This window comes from Streptomyces sp. V1I1, assembly GCF_030817355.1.
Taxonomy (GTDB): Bacteria; Actinomycetota; Actinomycetes; order Streptomycetales; family Streptomycetaceae; genus Streptomyces.
The window spans coordinates 2,436,038-2,451,687 of sequence record NZ_JAUSZH010000001.1 but is presented as its reverse complement, the minus strand read 5'-3'; the positions used below and the strand labels follow the sequence as shown (position 1 = coordinate 2,451,687).

General features: G+C 70.3%; 11 protein-coding genes. 7 read left to right on the top strand and 4 right to left on the bottom strand.

The window, feature by feature from the left end:
* Positions 1-91 precede the first annotated feature (91 nt).
* From QFZ67_RS11590 to QFZ67_RS11560, 7 genes are all read left to right on the top strand, one after another.
* The gene (locus QFZ67_RS11590) at positions 92-1,060 is read left to right on the top strand and encodes an AraC family transcriptional regulator (RefSeq protein WP_307661006.1); all 969 of its coding nucleotides are present in this window, start codon (positions 92-94) and stop codon (positions 1,058-1,060) included.
* Between the two features lie 97 nt (positions 1,061-1,157).
* Positions 1,158-2,606 carry a 4-hydroxyphenylacetate 3-hydroxylase family protein gene (locus QFZ67_RS11585; RefSeq protein WP_307661005.1) on the top strand — a complete coding sequence of 483 codons (1,449 nt, stop codon included), beginning with the start codon at positions 1,158-1,160 and terminating at the stop codon, positions 2,604-2,606.
* Complete coding sequence (locus QFZ67_RS11580) at positions 2,603-4,018, top strand: MFS transporter (protein WP_307661004.1); 1,416 nt, start codon at positions 2,603-2,605, stop codon at positions 4,016-4,018. Before QFZ67_RS11585 ends, QFZ67_RS11580 begins: the two co-directional genes overlap by 4 nt.
* Positions 4,019-4,141: 123 nt before the next feature.
* Positions 4,142-5,263, top strand: a complete 1,122-nt coding sequence (locus QFZ67_RS11575; protein WP_307661003.1) for a monodechloroaminopyrrolnitrin synthase PrnB family protein — start codon at positions 4,142-4,144, stop codon at positions 5,261-5,263.
* A 23-nt stretch (positions 5,264-5,286) separates the two neighbouring features.
* Complete coding sequence (locus QFZ67_RS11570) at positions 5,287-6,573, top strand: flavin-dependent oxidoreductase (RefSeq protein ID WP_307661002.1); 1,287 nt, start codon at positions 5,287-5,289, stop codon at positions 6,571-6,573.
* 140 nt (positions 6,574-6,713) lie between these two features.
* A complete protein-coding gene (gene glgP / locus QFZ67_RS11565) occupies positions 6,714-9,389 on the top strand; it encodes an alpha-glucan family phosphorylase (protein WP_307661001.1) in 2,676 nt (891 codons plus the stop codon).
* Positions 9,390-9,590: 201 nt separating this feature from the next.
* Positions 9,591-10,814, top strand: a complete 1,224-nt coding sequence (locus QFZ67_RS11560) for an alginate lyase family protein (protein ID WP_307661000.1) — start codon at positions 9,591-9,593, stop codon at positions 10,812-10,814.
* 51 nt (positions 10,815-10,865) lie between these two features.
* Here QFZ67_RS11560 and QFZ67_RS11555 read toward each other — a convergent pair whose 3' ends face one another.
* The 4 genes from QFZ67_RS11555 to QFZ67_RS11540 all read right to left on the bottom strand — a co-directional run bounded on the left by QFZ67_RS11555 (position 10,866) and on the right by QFZ67_RS11540 (position 15,627).
* Positions 10,866-12,902 (bottom strand): M4 family metallopeptidase, encoded by a 2,037-nt coding sequence (locus tag QFZ67_RS11555; protein ID WP_307660999.1) that lies wholly within the window; start codon positions 12,900-12,902, stop codon positions 10,866-10,868.
* A 401-nt stretch (positions 12,903-13,303) separates the two neighbouring features.
* Positions 13,304-14,035: a PaaI family thioesterase gene (locus QFZ67_RS11550; protein WP_307660998.1), complete on the bottom strand. Its 732-nt coding sequence runs from the start codon at positions 14,033-14,035 to the stop codon at positions 13,304-13,306.
* A 39-nt stretch (positions 14,036-14,074) separates the two neighbouring features.
* The gene (locus tag QFZ67_RS11545; RefSeq protein ID WP_307660997.1) at positions 14,075-15,139 is read right to left on the bottom strand and encodes an LLM class flavin-dependent oxidoreductase; all 1,065 of its coding nucleotides are present in this window, start codon (positions 15,137-15,139) and stop codon (positions 14,075-14,077) included.
* Positions 15,136-15,627 carry a MarR family winged helix-turn-helix transcriptional regulator gene (locus tag QFZ67_RS11540; RefSeq protein WP_307660996.1) on the bottom strand — a complete coding sequence of 164 codons (492 nt, stop codon included), beginning with the start codon at positions 15,625-15,627 and terminating at the stop codon, positions 15,136-15,138. Before QFZ67_RS11540 ends, QFZ67_RS11545 begins: the two co-directional genes overlap by 4 nt.
* Positions 15,628-15,650: the final 23 nt, after the last annotated feature.

Here is a 15,650-nt window from a genome sequence, read left to right as displayed (position 1 = left end):
GGCTGCCTGCCGTGAACGGCTCTTCCAGGCTCGCGTCGGTGAGTTCGGCCGATCAATTAACAAACCGGGGCGGAGGTTGAAGGATCGTCCAATGGAAGCGACGGACAGCGAAAGCGACGACCTCCTCAGCGAGCTGCTGAAACCCCTGCGTCTGACCGGGGTCTTCGACAGCCGATGGCACGTCAGCGCTCCCTGGGCCATCGAGGGCGACGCTGAACAGAGCTGCGCCGTCCTCCACTTCATCACCGAGGGCGGCTGCTGGATCACCGGCGAGGACCAGAACCCGCTCGAACTTCACGCAGGCGACCTCGCCGTCTTCCCGACCGGCACGGCCCACCGGCTCTCCGACCGGCCCGACCGGCGGGGCGTCGCGCTCGGCGCCGTACTCCCCGAGCGGGAGCCCGGCACTTCCGGCGAGATCAGGATCGAGGGGGAGGGGCCGGAGAGCCGGCTGCTCTGCGCCGGGCTGCACTACGACGCGTCCGCCGCCACCGGCCTCTACCAGGCGCTGCCCTGGGCGCTGGTGCTCGACGGCTCCCAGGTGGACAAGGAGCCGCTGCTGCGCGACACGCTGCGGCTGCTCGCCGCCACCGACCGCCCGGTGGGCCCCGGCGACCGGCTGGTCACACTGCGCGCCTTCGAGATGGCGCTGGTGCTCGCACTGCGCCCGCTGCTGCGCGAACTCGCCGACAACCCCTCCGCGCTGCCCGTGCTGCGCCATCCCGGCATCAGCAAGGCGATGGTGATCATCGCGACCCGGTTCGCGGAGCCCTGGACCATCGAGTCACTCGCCCGAGAGGTCGGCATGTCCCGCTCCGCGTTCACCGCCGCCTTCCGGGAGCTCGTCGGCGAGGCGCCCGCCCGGCATCTGACCGGGCGTCGGATGCAGGAGGCCGCCCGGCTGCTCGGCGAGACCTCGCTGCCCCAGTCGGCCGTGCCGGAGCGCGTCGGCTACCAGAGCGCCGTCGGCTTCCACCTCGCCTTCCGCAAGTGGTACGGGATGACGCCGGGCGAGTACCGATCGGGAAGCCCCTCAGCTGCACGACTGGCCGGTTCTTAATCACCGCTGGACGGTCGTTCATTGCCCTGCGTCCTTGGCGGGAGCCAGGCTCGACCGAGTCGAGAGCCATTCCGCTTGCGCCGTTTGAGGAGAGACGTTGACCAGGTCCGGCCAGGAATACCTCGAATCGCTGTGTGACGGGCGCGAGGTGTGGCTCGACGGCGAACGGGTCAAGGACGTCACCCGGCACCACGCCTTCCGCAACACCGCGGCGTCGATCGCGCACCTCTACGACCTGGCACACGACTCCGAGCACCGCGATGTGCTCACCTCCGGCGGGGTACACCGCGCCTTCGTCGTGCCCCGCAGTTACGAAGACCTGGTCGCGCGGCGCAGGGCGTACAAAGTGTGGGCCGAGTCGAGCTTCGGCTTCCTGGGCCGTACGCCCGACTACATGGCGGGCGGCGCCGCGGGCTTCGCCGCCGTGCCCCAGCTGTTCACCACCGACTCCTTCGACGGCGCCGAGAATGCTCTCGCGTACCACCGCAGGCTCGCCGAGGGTGGCCTGTACTCGGCCTTCACCATCAGCAACCCGCAGTCCGGCGAGGGGGACGACGACCTCGTGGTGCGGGTCGTCGCGGAGAAGGACGGCGGCATCGTGGTGCGCGGCGCCAAGATGATCGGCACCGGCGCGGTCTTCGCCGACGAGGTGATCGTCGGCACGATCGAGCCGCTGGCCCTGGAGGACGTGGAGCACGCGCTGTGCTTCTCGGTGCCCGTCGACACTCCCGGCCTGAAGTTCGTCTCGCGTACGTCGTACGAGGCACAGGCCCGCAGCGTCTTCGACAACCCGCTCTCCTCCCGCTTCGACGAGAACGACGCGCTGCTGGTGTGCGACGACGTCTTCGTACCGTGGGAGCGGGTGCTGACCTACCGCAACGTCGAGGCGACGGCCGCGATGTGGTGGCAGACCCCTGCCTACCTCAACTTCGGGCACCAGGCGGCCACCCGTTTCTGGACCAAGCTCGAATTCCTCACCGGTCTCGCCATCCTGCTGACCCGCACCAACAAGACGTACCAACTGCCGTCCGTCACCCAGGCGGTCGGTCGGCTGCTCGGCATGGTCGCCCAGGCCAAGGCCTTCGTGCTGGCCGCCGAGGCCGACTGCGAACAGGTCGACGGCGGCCGCGGCGGCGTCATGCCCGGCCAGGAGATCTCCTTCGCCCAGCGCATCATGGCCGGCGAGCTCTACCCGCGCGCGGTCCAGGAGATCAAGCTGCTGGCGGGCGGCGGGGTCATCCAGCTGCCCGCGTCCGGCGGGGATCTGCGCCACCCCGAGCTCGGGCCCGTCGTGAGGAAGTATCTGCGCGCGCCCGGAACCCCGGCCGAGGACCGGATCAAGCTGCTCAAACTGGTCTGGGACGCGCTCGGTTCGGAGTTCGCCGGACGCCATGAGCAGTACGAGCGCTTCTACCACGGCGCCCCGCACGTCTATCTGACGATGCAGACGTGGGCGGGCGGCGCCGAGAGCTGCGAGCAGCTGGCCCAGGAGTGTCTCGACGGCTACGGCCTGGGGACCGGACAGGACCTGGGGACCGACAAGTGACCTCGGCCCGCCCGGGCGCCGCGCTCGCGCTGCTCGCCTCCACCCAGCTGCTGCTGATCATGGACACCGCGATCATCAACGTCGCGCTGCCGTCGGTCGGCGAGGACCTCGGCTCCGGCTCGGCCGGGCTCTCCTGGGTCGCCAACGCCTATCTGATCACCTTCGGCGGGCTGTTGCTGCTCGGCGGCCGCACGGCCGATCTCCTCGGCCACCGGCGGCTCTACCTCACCGGACTCGGCCTGCTCGCCGCCGCCTCCGCGGCCGGCGGCCTCGCCGGGACGGCGGGCACGCTGATCGCCGCGCGGGCCGCGCAGGGCGTGGGGGCAGCCCTCGCCGCGGCGGCCGCCTTCGCGCTGCTCCTGGGCCTCTTCCCGGACGGGCCAGGGCGGCACAAGGCCCTCGGCGCGTTCGCCGCGATGGGCGGACTCGGCGGCGTGCTGGGCACCGTCCTCGGCGGCGTACTCACCGATCTGCTCGGCTGGCGTTCCACGTTCTGGCTCAATGTGCTCGTCGGGCTGGCGCTCGGGCTGCTCGCACTGCGCCTTCTCGACGGGGGGACGCGCAGCACACAGCCCGGCTTCGACCTCGGTGGCGCGCTCACGGCCACCGGCGGCCTCGGGCTCGTCGCCTACGCACTCGTAGGCGCGGGCGAGTCGGGCTGGACCAGTGCCCGCACCCTCGTAGCGGGCGGCGCCGGCCTCGTGCTGCTGGCCGCTTTCGCCGTACTGGAATCGAGGATCGCCCACCCGCTCGTGCCGCCCGCCGTGCTGCGGCGGCCCGCGCTGCGCGACGCCAACATCCTCAGCGCGCTCGCCCAGATGGCGCTCTTCCCGATGTTCTTCCTGGTCAGCCTCTATCTGCAGAGCGTGCTCGGACAGTCCCCGCTGACCGGCGGCCTCGGACTGCTGCCGCTGTCACTCGTCGTCGTCGCCGTCGCGCCGCAGACCGGCCGCCTCATCTTCCGGTTCGGGCTCAGATCCACCATGACGCTCGGCTTCGCGCTGCTCTTCGCCGGCATGGTGTGGCTGGCGCTCGCGCTCACCGCCGACGGCACCTTCGCCGGCACCGTCCTCGCGCCCAGCCTTGTCCTCGGCGTCGCCCTGCCGCTCGTCATGGTCACCACCAATGTGGCCGCCACCGCCGAGGCCGCGCCCAAGGAGACCGGGCTCGCCTCCGGACTCATCAACACCAGCCAGCAGTTCGGCTCGGTGCTGGGACTCGCCGTCCTGGTGGCTGTCGCCACCGCCTCAGGCGGATCGTCGGCCGCCGCCCAGACCTCCGGTTTCCGCTCCGCGCTGCTGGCCGGGGCCGCCTTCGCGGCCCTGGCCGCCCTGCTTTCCGTACGGCTACGGCTGCCCGTGCCCGCCATGGCGCCACGGCGCCAGGACCCTGTGGGCGGCACCGTGGAGTGACCGTGTGCGGCGAGAGCGTGCGATGTACGCATACGCATGCGGCGAAAGCGTCCGGTGACCGTGTGACGCGACCAGGCCCGCATCCCAGCCAATCAACCGATGTTGCCCGAGGGGGGCATTCCGTTGACCTTGTACGACCTTGTCGCGCCCGGTCTCGATCTGCACGGCGAACCGCGCTACCGGATAGCCGAGATACGCGCGGCCGACCCGCTCGGCGCCGATGCCCTGCTCGCCGCGCTGCCCGGTATGAACGCCGACGCCGATGCGCCCGCGCTCACTGTCGCCCTGCGCACCCTGGTGCCCGACCCGGACCGGGTCGCCGCCCTCGCCATCACCGACGCGCTCGCCGCCATGCGAGACATCGGGATCCTCCTCGGCTCGCTCAAACGGCACGGCGTCGAGCCCGTCGCCGCAGTGCCCGAAGTCCTGCCGGTGCTCGAAGAGCTGGGCCGGCGCACCGACATGGTGCCGCGCGACACCGTGCACCACTACACGACGTGGAACCCCCTCGGCGGCCGGCGGCGGATGTACACCGGCGACCGGATGGAGAGCAATCTCCAGGACGCCGTCCGGATGGTCTTCCCCAGCCTGGTCGCCTCGCTCGACACCTGCGCGGAGCTCGCCCGCCTCGAACCGTACGACCCGGGCTTCGCCCTCGCTCTCGACCGCACCGCCCAGCATGTGCAGTCCATGGTCGACTCCATCGACTTCACCGTCGCCAATGTCTCCCCGGTCTTCTTCGCGCGGGAGATGCGCTCTTACTTCGAGGAGATCGACATCGCGGGCGTCGACTACCTCGGCCCGGCCGCCGCCCAGGTGCCCCTCTGGCTGGTCGATCTGACGCTGTGGCAGTGCGACCGCAGCAATCCCGCCTACGACGCCTTCCTCGACGATTCGGTGCAGTACAGCCTCCCGTCCTGGCGCGACCACTACGCCAAGCACAAGGGCGGCACCTCCGCGGTCTACAAGCTGTCCGCCGCCGTCAGCTGGGAGGCGACCGACCGGCTGCCCCCGCAGCTCGCCGCGTCCGCACTCTCCCTCGCCCGCGTGCTGCGCATCCTCAAGACCTTCCGCGCCCGCCACATGACCATCGCCCGCAAGGCGTACAGCGACGAGGTACGGCTGTACGACGTGGGCAGCGGCGGCGCCCCGATCGCGCTGCTGCGCTCGGTGCTCGACCTGACCCGGGACAACGAGACCCTCGTACGCCGCTCCGTCGAGCGGCCGCGCACCCCCGCTGCCTGACTGTCCCAGGAGGTCCGACACCCATGACCCACATCATGATCGCCGGCGGTGGAATAGCCGGGCTCACCGCCGCACTCGCACTGCACACCGCCGGATTCGAGCGCATCACCGTCGTCGAGACGGCCTGCGAGATCCAGCCGGTCGGCGCCGGGCTGAACATCATGCCCAACGCGGTACGCGAACTCGACGCGCTCGGGCTCCTCGACCGCCTCGAAGAACGCGCCGTACGCACCCGCGAGCTGCGCTACTACCACCGCAGCGGCGGCCTGATCTCCTGCGAGCCGCGCGGCCTCGGCGCCGGATACCACTGGCCGCAGCTCTCCATCCAGCGCGGCGAACTCCAGCTCGCGCTGGCCGAAGTGGTACGCACCCGGCTCGGCCCCAGCGCGCTGGTGGGCGGCGTCAAGGTCACCGGCGTCGAACCGCTCCCCGACGGCCGCCCCCGCGTCCAGCTGGAGCACCGCGACGGCGCCCGCCGCGGCAAGGCGTCCCTCGAACCGGACGTCCTCATCGGCGCCGACGGCATCCGCTCGACGGTCCGCGCGGCCCTCAACCCGGGCGAGGGCGAGCCGCCGTGGAACGGCATGCTCGTGTGGCGCGGAGTGTCCTCGCTGCCCGCCCACCGGATCGGCACCTTCATGTTCATCGCGGGCGACGACCGCCAAAAGGCCGTCGTCTACCCGCTGAGCGAGCCCGCCACGGACACCGGCGAGGTGCTGGTCAACTGGGCGCTCGCAATGCCCGCCGAATCCGTCGACGACGCTACGCGCGGAGACTGGAACCGGCCGGTGCCGGTCGCCAAATTCCTGCACCACTACGAGGGCTGGGTTTTCGACGGCGTCAGCGTCCCCGAAGTGCTCCAGGCCGCCGAGAGTGCCTTCGAGTACCCGATGGTGGACCGTGAGCCGCTGCCGCGCTGGTCCCTCGGCCGTACGACGCTGATCGGCGACGCCGCCCACGCCATGTACCCGATCGGCTCCAACGGCGCGACCCAGTCCATCGTCGACGCCCGCGCCCTCGCGCACGCCATGGCCCTGCACGCCGACCCGGCCGACGCACTCGCCGCGTACGAGGCCTGGCGCAGGCCCGCCATGACAGAGCTTCAGCGGGCCAATCGGCAGCTGGGCCCCGAGGTCGTCATCAACCTCGCCCACGAGCGGGCCCCCGGCGGCTTCACCGACATCCACGAGGTGATCCCGCAGGCGGAACTGGACGAGATTGCCGCCCGGTACGCGGCCACCGGGGCGTTCGACCCGCAGAGCGTCAACCAGGGCTCTCCCTACGGTCCGACGGTGCGCGCGCCACGCTGAATGCCCCGGCGGGAATCCGCCGGACGGCCGTGCGCCGTGGTTGCGGGGGCATGGCCGGCACTACCGTCTGTGGGTGACGGAGAGGCGCACACCGTCGTGCGTCCCCTCGGATGTGTACCTCCCCTGCAAAGGTGGGACCCGTGAAGGCCATTCGTCGATTCACCGTCCGCCCCGTCCTCCCCGAACCGCTCCGACCGCTCAGCGACCTAGCGCGCAATCTGCGCTGGTCCTGGCACACCGAGACCCGTGACCTCTTCCAGGCTGTCGACCCCGAGGGGTGGCAGGCGGCAGGAGGTGACCCCGTGCGGCTGCTCGGGTCCGCGTCCGCCGTCCGGCTGGCAGAACTGGCCGGAGACCGCCGCTTTCTGCGCAGACTGGCCGCCGTCGCCGATGACCTGGACGACTACCTGCACGGGCGCAGGTGGTACCAGGCACACAGCGGCTCCGCCGGGAACAGCGGGCCCACCGGGCCCGAATTCCCGGCAGCGGTCGCCTACTTCTCGCCCGAGTTCGGCGTCACCGCCGCACTGCCCCAGTACTCCGGCGGCCTCGGCATCCTCGCCGGCGACCACCTCAAGGCCGCCAGCGACCTCGGCGTACCGCTGATCGGCGTCGGGCTGCTCTACCGCCACGGCTACTTCCGCCAGTCGCTGTCCCGCGACGGCTGGCAGCAGGAGCACTACCCCCTCCTCGACCCCAACGAGCTGCCGGTCAGCCTGCTGCGGGAGCCCGAAGGGACACCCGCCCGGGTGTCTCTCGCGCTCCCCGGCGGGCGCTCGCTGCACGCCCACATCTGGGTGGCGCAGGTCGGCCGCGTACCACTGCTGATGCTCGACTCGGACGTCGAGGAGAACGGCCCCGGCGAGCGCGACGTCACCGACCGGCTCTACGGCGGCGGCAGCGAACACCGGCTGTTGCAGGAGATGCTGCTGGGGATCGGGGGCGTACGGGCGGTGCGGACGTACTGCCGCCTGACCGGCCATCTGGCCCCCGAGGTGTTCCACACCAACGAGGGACACGCCGGCTTCCTCGGCCTTGAACGCATCCGCGAACTGGGGGAACCCCCGGAAAGCGGCGGCCAGGGCCTGGACTTCGACTCCGCGCTGGAGGCCGTGCGCGCCGGGACCGTGTTCACCACCCACACCCCGGTCCCCGCCGGGATCGACCGCTTCGACCGCGAGCTCGTCGCCCGGCACTTCGGGGACCGCGGGGAACTGCCCGGAGTGCCGGTCGAGAAGGTGCTCCAGCTCGGCATGGAGACCTATCCGGGCGGCGAGGCCAACCTGTTCAACATGGCGGTGATGGGGCTGCGGCTCGCCCAGCGTGCCAACGGCGTCTCCACCCTGCACGGTGCCGTCAGCCGCGGCATGTTCGCCGGACTGTGGCCCGGCTTCGACGCCGAGGAGGTGCCCATCACCTCCGTCACCAACGGTGTTCACGCACCGACCTGGGTGGCCCCCGAGGTGTTCCGGCTCGGCGCGCGCCAGATCGGCACGAGCCGGACCGAGGACGCCCTGTCCGTCGGCGGCTCCGAACGCTGGGACTCCGTCGCCGACATCCCGGACAACGACATCTGGGAGCTCCGCCGCGATCTGCGCGAACAGCTGGTCATGGAGGTACGGGACCGGCTGCGGGCCTCCTGGCGGCAGCGCGGCGCGGGCGCCGCGGAACTGGGCTGGATCGACGGGGTGCTGGACCCCGACGTGCTCACCATCGGCTTCGCCCGCCGGGTCCCCTCGTACAAGCGGCTCACCCTGATGCTGCGCGACCGCGACCGGCTGATGGAACTGCTGCTGCATCCGACCAGGCCGATCCAGATCGTCGTCGCGGGCAAGGCGCACCCGGCGGACGACGGCGGCAAGCGTCTCGTGCAGGAGCTGGTGCGATTCGCGGACGATCCGCGGGTGCGGCACCGGATCGTCTTCCTGCCGGACTACGGCATGGCGATGGCGCAGAAGCTGTATCCCGGCTGCGACGTCTGGCTCAACAACCCTCTCCGACCCCTGGAGGCGTGCGGGACGAGCGGGATGAAGGCCGCGCTCAACGGCTGCCTCAATCTGTCCGTGCTGGACGGCTGGTGGGACGAGTGGTTCGAGCCGGACTTCGGCTGGGCGATTCCGACCGCCGACGGCTCGGCGACCGACGAGGACCGCCGTGACGATCTGGAGGCGGGCGCGCTGTACGAGCTGATCGAGAACCGGGTGGCGCCCCGCTTCTACGACCGGGGCGCCGGCGGGCTGCCGCAGCGCTGGATCGAGATGGTCCGCCGCACGCTGACCACACTCGGCCCCAAGGTGCTCGCGGGCCGCATGGTGCGGGAGTACGTGGAGCGGTTGTACGCCCCCGCCGCCCGGGCCCACCGGTCCATGGACGCGGACGCGGCACGGGAACTCGCGGCCTGGAAGGCACGGGTGCGGGTGGCCTGGCCACAGGTGGCCGTCGACCATGTGGAGGCCCTGGAGGAGGCCGCGGCGGAGGGCACGGCGGAGCTGGGCGCGACGCTCGCGCTGCGGGTGCGGGTCGCCCTCGGCGAACTCCAGCCGGACGACGTGGAGGTGCAGGCGGTGGCCGGCCGCGTCGACTCCGACGACGCGATCGCCGACGCCCAGACCTCCCCGCTGAAGCCGGCGGGCGGCCCGGACCTGGAGGGCCGCTGGGTCTACGAGGGGCCGCTCTGTCTGGACCGCACGGGCCCATTCGGCTACACGGTGCGCATCCTGCCGGCTCACCCGCTGCTTGCGGCCAGCGCGGACCTGGGTCTGGTGGCGCTGCCGACGGAGGCGACGGGGGAGGGCGCGGGAGTGCTGATGCGCTGAGGAGGGGAGGGCGGCGTGGTGGTGCGGGTGCACCACCACGCCGCCCTTTTGCATTGGCTTTTTTCACGCCTTGAACTCAGAGTCTTGACGTGCCCATGGGATGCCTTTAGCTTCCTGACTCACTGCGGGGTTCACTCCCACGCCCAATGTTCATATGGGTGAACCCAGTTGGAGAGCAACCCCCCACCGGAAGGCCCCCCCATGCGTACCGGATCTCGCGCACTGCGCAGACCAAAAGCGCTTCTGCTCGCCCTCGGCACCGTCCTGGCCGCAGTCCTGGCCGCGGTGCTCATAGCCCCGGCCTCGGCCGTGAAAGACACCGCCCAACAGGCCGCCGCGCCCGCGAACTTCACCCACCCCGGCGTGCTCATCAGCCGCCCCCAGCTCGACTTTGTGAAGGCCAAGGTCAACGCGGGCGCCCAGCCATGGAAGTCCGCCCACGACCAGATGCTCGCGAGCAAGTACGGCTCACTGTCGCGCACCGCCAAACCGCGCGCCGTCGTCGAGTGCGGTTCGTACTCCAACCCCAACTACGGCTGCACGGACGAGCGCGAGGACGCAATCGCCGCGTACACCCTGGCGCTTGCCTGGTACATCGGCGGAGACAGCCGCTACGCCAAGAAGTCGATCGAGATCATGGACGCCTGGTCCGCGGTGATCAAGGATCACACCAACAGCAACGCCCCGCTGCAGACCGGTTGGGCGGGCTCCTCCTGGCCGCGGGCCGCCGAGATCGTCAAGTACACGTACAGCTCCTGGCCGAACTCCGGCCGCTTCGGCACGATGCTGCGCAATGTGTACCTCCCCAAGGTGATCAACGGCTCGCACTCCAACGGAAATTGGGAGCTGAGCATGATGGAGGCGGCGATCGGTATCGCGGTCTTCCTCGAGGACCGCGGGGCGTACGACAAGGCCGTCGCCAAGGTCCGCGGCCGGGTCCCGGCGTACATCTATCTCACCTCGGACGGCTCTCTGCCGAAGACCGCGCCCGGCTCGGGCCTCGACACCCGCGACGAGATCATCAAGTACTGGCAGGGCCAGTCGACCTTCATGAACGGGCTCAGCCAGGAGACCTGCCGCGACCTCACTCACACGGGATACGGTCTCTCCGCCATCTCGCACATCGCCGAGACCAGCCGCATCCAGGGCCAGGACCTCTACCCGGAGATCGCAGACCGGCTGCGCCACGCGCTGGGCCTGCACGCCAGGTACCAGCTGGGCGAGCCCGTGCCGGGGAACCTCTGCAACGGCAGCCTCAAGGACAAGCTCGGCCCGGTCACCGAGGTCGGATTCAACGCGCTGCACAACCGCATGGGCTTCGGCATGAGCAACACCCAGCGCCTCACGGAGCAGCAGCGGCCGGCGGGTTCCAACAACCTGTTTGTGGCATGGGAGACGCTGACGCACGCGAACAACCCCGCTTGACGCGGAAGCTGCCCGGGGGCTCGGCCCCCGGGCAGCTCCTTGCGACAAGGCTCAGAAGGTGAGCTTGACGCTGTTGATGTAGCCGGTGTCGTACGCCGCCTTGTCCTGGACGCGCAGCTTCCAGGCGCCGTTGGCGACCTCGGAGGAGGCGTTGACCGTGTAGGTCGCCTGGACGTTGTCCGCCGAGTCGGAGGAGCTGAACGGCTTCAGGTTGTACACCGTTCCGTCCGGGGCGAGCAGGTCGACGACCAGGTCGCCGCGCCAGGTGTGGATGATGTCCACGCCGACCTTGAGGGTGGCCGGGGCGTTGCCCGTGCGGCCGGTGACGCTGACCGACGAGGTGACCGCGGCGCCGTTGTCCGGGATGGAGACGTCAGCGGTGTTCTCGAAGACGGTGCCCGGGTCGGGGTCGCCGCCGCCGGGGCGGGCGCCGACGTTGATGCCGGCCCACGCGTCGGTCACGGCCTTGACCTCGGCGCTGGTCGCTCCGTACAGCTCCGTCGCGACCGCGATGGTGCCGGTGCGGGCAGCCGCGTAGTTCGTCGTGGAGTTGAACTTCGTGGTGAGCGCCTTGAACCAGATCAGCGAGGCCTTGTCCCGGCCGACGCCGGTCACGGGCAGACCGTCGGAGGTCGGCGAGTCGTAGTTGACGCCGTTGATGGTCTTGGCGCCGCTGCCCTCGGAGAGCAGGTAGTACCAGTGGTTCGCCGGGCCCGAGGAGTAGTGGACGTCGATATTGCCGATGCCCGAGTACCAGGCGTCCTTGGACGCGCCGTCCTTGCTCGGCTTGTCCATGTAGCGCAGCGGGGTGCCGTCGCCGTTGATGTCGATCTTCTCGCCGACCAGGTAGTCACCCTTGTCCTGGGCGCTGTTGGCGTAGAACTCGACCGCGGCGGCGAAGATGTCAGAGGTCGCCTCGTTGAGACCGCCGGACTCGCCGCTGTAGACGAGCTTCGCGGTGGCGGAGGTGACGCCGTGGGTCATCTCGTGCGCCGCCACGTCGATCGAGGTGAGCGGCTTGGCGTTGCCCGAGCCATCCCCGTACGTCATGCAGAAGCAGCTGTCCTGCCAGAACGCGTTGACGTAGTTGTTGCCGTAGTGCACGCGGGAGTACGCGCCGACGCCGTCACCGCGGATGCCGGAGCGGCCGTGCACGTTCTTGTAGTAGTCCCAGGTGATCCCGGCGCCGTACGCGGCATCGGCACCCGCGGTCTCCAGGTCGGAGGCCTGGCCGTTGCCCCAGACGTCGTCGGGGCCCGAGAACAGCGTGCCGGTGCCCGAGGTGCCGCGGTTGAGGTTGTACGTCTTGGTGTTGCCGCGGCCGCCGTCGGTCAGGTTGTACGTCGATCCCGACTGCGTGGATCCGAGCGTCACCTGGCCGCTGTACTGCGTGTTGCCGGTGCCGTTCTCGACGGCCTGCCACTCGAAGAGCTTCTTGCCCGTCGTCGCGTCGGTGACGACGTGCAGCTCGTTCGGGGTGCCGTCGTGCTGGATGCCGCCGATGACCGTCTCGTACGCGAGAGTCGGCGCGCCCTGCGCCAGCCAGACCACCTTGCGCGGTGCGCGGTCGGCCTTGGTCTTCGCCGAGCCCTCAGCCTTGGCCGCGCCCAGCGCCTGCTTCTCGGCGGTGGCCGGGGCGATGTCGGCGCTGGTGTCGATGTTCCCCAGGGCCGACCTGGACGCCTTGGTGACCGACTCGGTCGCGCCCGCCTTGGTCTCGGCGACCACCAAGTCGCCGCCCAGCACCGGGAGTCCGGCGTAGGTGCGCTCGTAACGGGTGTGCGTGGTGCCGTCGCGGTCCTGGGTGACGTCCCGGACGACGAGCTTCTCCTGGGCGGTGAGGCCCAGTTCCCTGGCGGTGGCCGCCGTGGTGGCGCTCTGCTTGCGGATCAGCTCGGCGCGCTGGGCGGGGGTCAGGTTCAGCGGCAGGGCGCCGGGGTCGGCCTTCCCCGCTTTCGCCGCCGCCGGCGCGGCGGTTCGCGCCGGGTCGGCTGAGGAGGTGCCTGTCTGGAATCCGACCGCGAGGAGGGCAGCGGTGGCTATAAGAGCTCCGGTCGCGGTGGTGCGCCGGCGATGCGTGGGTCTCACGCGAACTCCTTCTGCGAGGGGGGTACCGGGCGACTGGGTGAGGTCGGCCGGGCAGAGCAAGCGGAGCGTGTCGGGCGTGTGGAGCGTGGATCGGAGGAAGAGTGACAGCCCTGAACGGTTTATGTCAGGGGCGCGTCAAGAAGTTGGCCGGAAATCGTTCGCTGCCCGATTGGTCATGTTCGTTAAGCGGACGTTTCGTCGATCATTGCCGCGATGCCGGCGAGGGTTCACCGGAGCCCGAAATAGAACGGGTTTCAAGGTGCAGCTCGAACTCGACTGTGTGAACGGGGTGTTGAGCAGTGGACGGATCCCCGTCGCGGCGATCACATCGAACTGTGGCTAGTTCCGTGCCATCCGTCGTCCGGCGTACCGGTGTCCTCGCGCGTGCGCGTCGGGATGAGTCAGGCCGCGGGCCTCGGGTCCAGCCACAGGGCCTCGGCCACGGCGCACAACTCGCCGTCGGCCGTTGCCAGTGCCACGCCCAGCGTGTGCTTGCGGCCCGACTCGGCAAGGACCCACGCGTACGAGATGTGCGGTGCCGCCGCGGCGACCGGGCGCAGGAGCGTGGCCGTGAGGGAAGCCGTCACCGCGCCCTGGCGCTGGGTGCCGAGCAGTCGGCCCGCCCAGTTGCCCGGGCAGTCAAGTGCGCCCCAGACCAGCTCGGGCGGGAGCAGGCCGTCCGGGTCCGCGAGCGCCGGATCCGGGGTCCAGTCGCAGGCCACCACGTTCCGCCCTGGCACCGGGGTGCAGTGCTGGCGCAGTCCGCGGTCGGGCGTACGGTCCAGGCCGCAGCCGAAGCAGTCGACGAGCCCGGCGGGCGGCGCGGCCCGGAACGCCTCGGCAGCGGCGACCGACTCGTCCCAGCTCGGCGCGGCCGGAGGGTCGAGGTCCAGTTCGGCAGGGGCAGCCATCGCGAGCGGCCGCCCGGTGTCGCCCAACTCGCAGCCACCGTCCGCTGTTCCGGCGATCCGCACGGGCACCCCGACAGGCACAGGGCCGCGGAATTCCACTCGTACGGTCTTCGCCCCGGACCGCTCAGCCAGCACGCCTGCGACAAAGCCGCCGAAAGCCACCTCGGGATAGCCGGTATACAGCTCCGGCACCAGGATCACGTCAGGCGTCGAGTCAGTCATGAACTCCACGGTAAGCGGCCGCGGCCGGCGCTCGTGGTGTCAGGAGCCCATCATCTCGCGTACCAGCGGTGCCACCTTGGTGCCGAACAGCTCGATGTTGGTCATGAGTGCGCTGTGAGGCATTCCGTTCATCCCGTACTTCAGATCGAAGCGGGTCGCGTTGAGGTCCTTGAGCGTCGCCGTGATCCTGCTGGCTACGGTTTCGGGCGATCCGACGTGCAGCGCGCCGCCGGGGCCGACATCGCGCATGAGGCTCTCGCGGGTGGGGGTGCGGAAGCCGCGCTGCTTGGACACGCTTCGTATCACGGCTTCGAAGGCGGGCAGGAACTCCTCCACCGCCTGTTCGTCGGTGGCGGCGACATGGCCGGGCGCATGGACGCCGACGGGCCGCGGGGGTTGTCCGAACTTCTCCAGCGCCTGCTGGAACAGCTGTGAGAACGGCGCGAAGCGGGCTGTCTCGCCCCCGATGATCGCGAGCATCAGCGAGAACCCGTACCGGGCGGTCCGGATGACCGACTGGGGGCTGCCGCCGACGCCGATCCAGGTCGGGATCGATCCCGACTCGCTGTGCGGGTAGATGGAGAGACCGTCGAGGGACGCGCGGGTGTTGCCGGACCAGGTGACGGGCTTCTCCCGGAGCAGCTCGGCGAAGAGGCCGACCTTCTCCTCGAACAGTTCCTCGTAGTCGCTCAGGTCATAGCCGAAGATCGGGAAGGACTCGGTGCTCGATCCCCTGCCGAGGATCACCTCGGCGCGACCGCCGGAAACGGCGTCGAGAGTGGCGTAGCGCTGGAAGACGCGGACGGGATCGTCGGAGCTGATCACTGTCACTGCCGAACCGAGGCGGATGCGCGATGTGCGCGAAGCGATGGCCGCGAGCACCACGTCGGCAGCCGAGAGCGGCATCGAATCGGTGTGGTGCTCGCCGATGCCGAAATAGTCCAGGCCGACCCGGTCGGCAAGGACGCCTTCCTCGACCAGATGGCGGATGGTCTGGCCGTGCGACAGCGACTTGCCTTCGGCGTCGTTCGTCACATCACCGAACGTGTCCAGCCCAAGCGTGATGTCTCCCCCACCGGTCTGGCCGGTCGAAGGGCTGTTCATGACGTACTCCTCGGATGCGCGTCACCGGGTGTGTCAGTCGCGATGCGCCTCAATGCGCGGATGAGCTGGGTCAGGTCGGTGCCTTCGACGTGGTCGAGGACGTGGCGCCGGACGCTGGCCAGGTGGGCGGGCCATGCCTGTTGCAGCCGGGCGAGGCCCGCATCGGTGAGGACGGCGTTCCACCCGCGGCCGTCCTCGCCGCACCTGACCCGTTCGACCAGTCCCTGCTTCTCCAGGCGGGTGACGATGCGGGTCATCCCGCTCAGTGAGAGGTTGCTGACGGCGGCGAGCTCGCTCATGCGCATCAGCCGGTGCGGGGCCTCGGACAGATACATGAGTGTCGTGTACTCGGAGAGCGGCAGGTGCTGCTCGCGCATCATGTCGGCGTCGACGACGCGGGGCAGGACGATCATCACCCGGCCGAGCTCGCGCACCAGCGCTTCCTCGTCCGTGCTCATGGGTTGCAGTGGCTGCTCGGCGGTGGACATCCGTCCATCTTAGTTGCTTGACG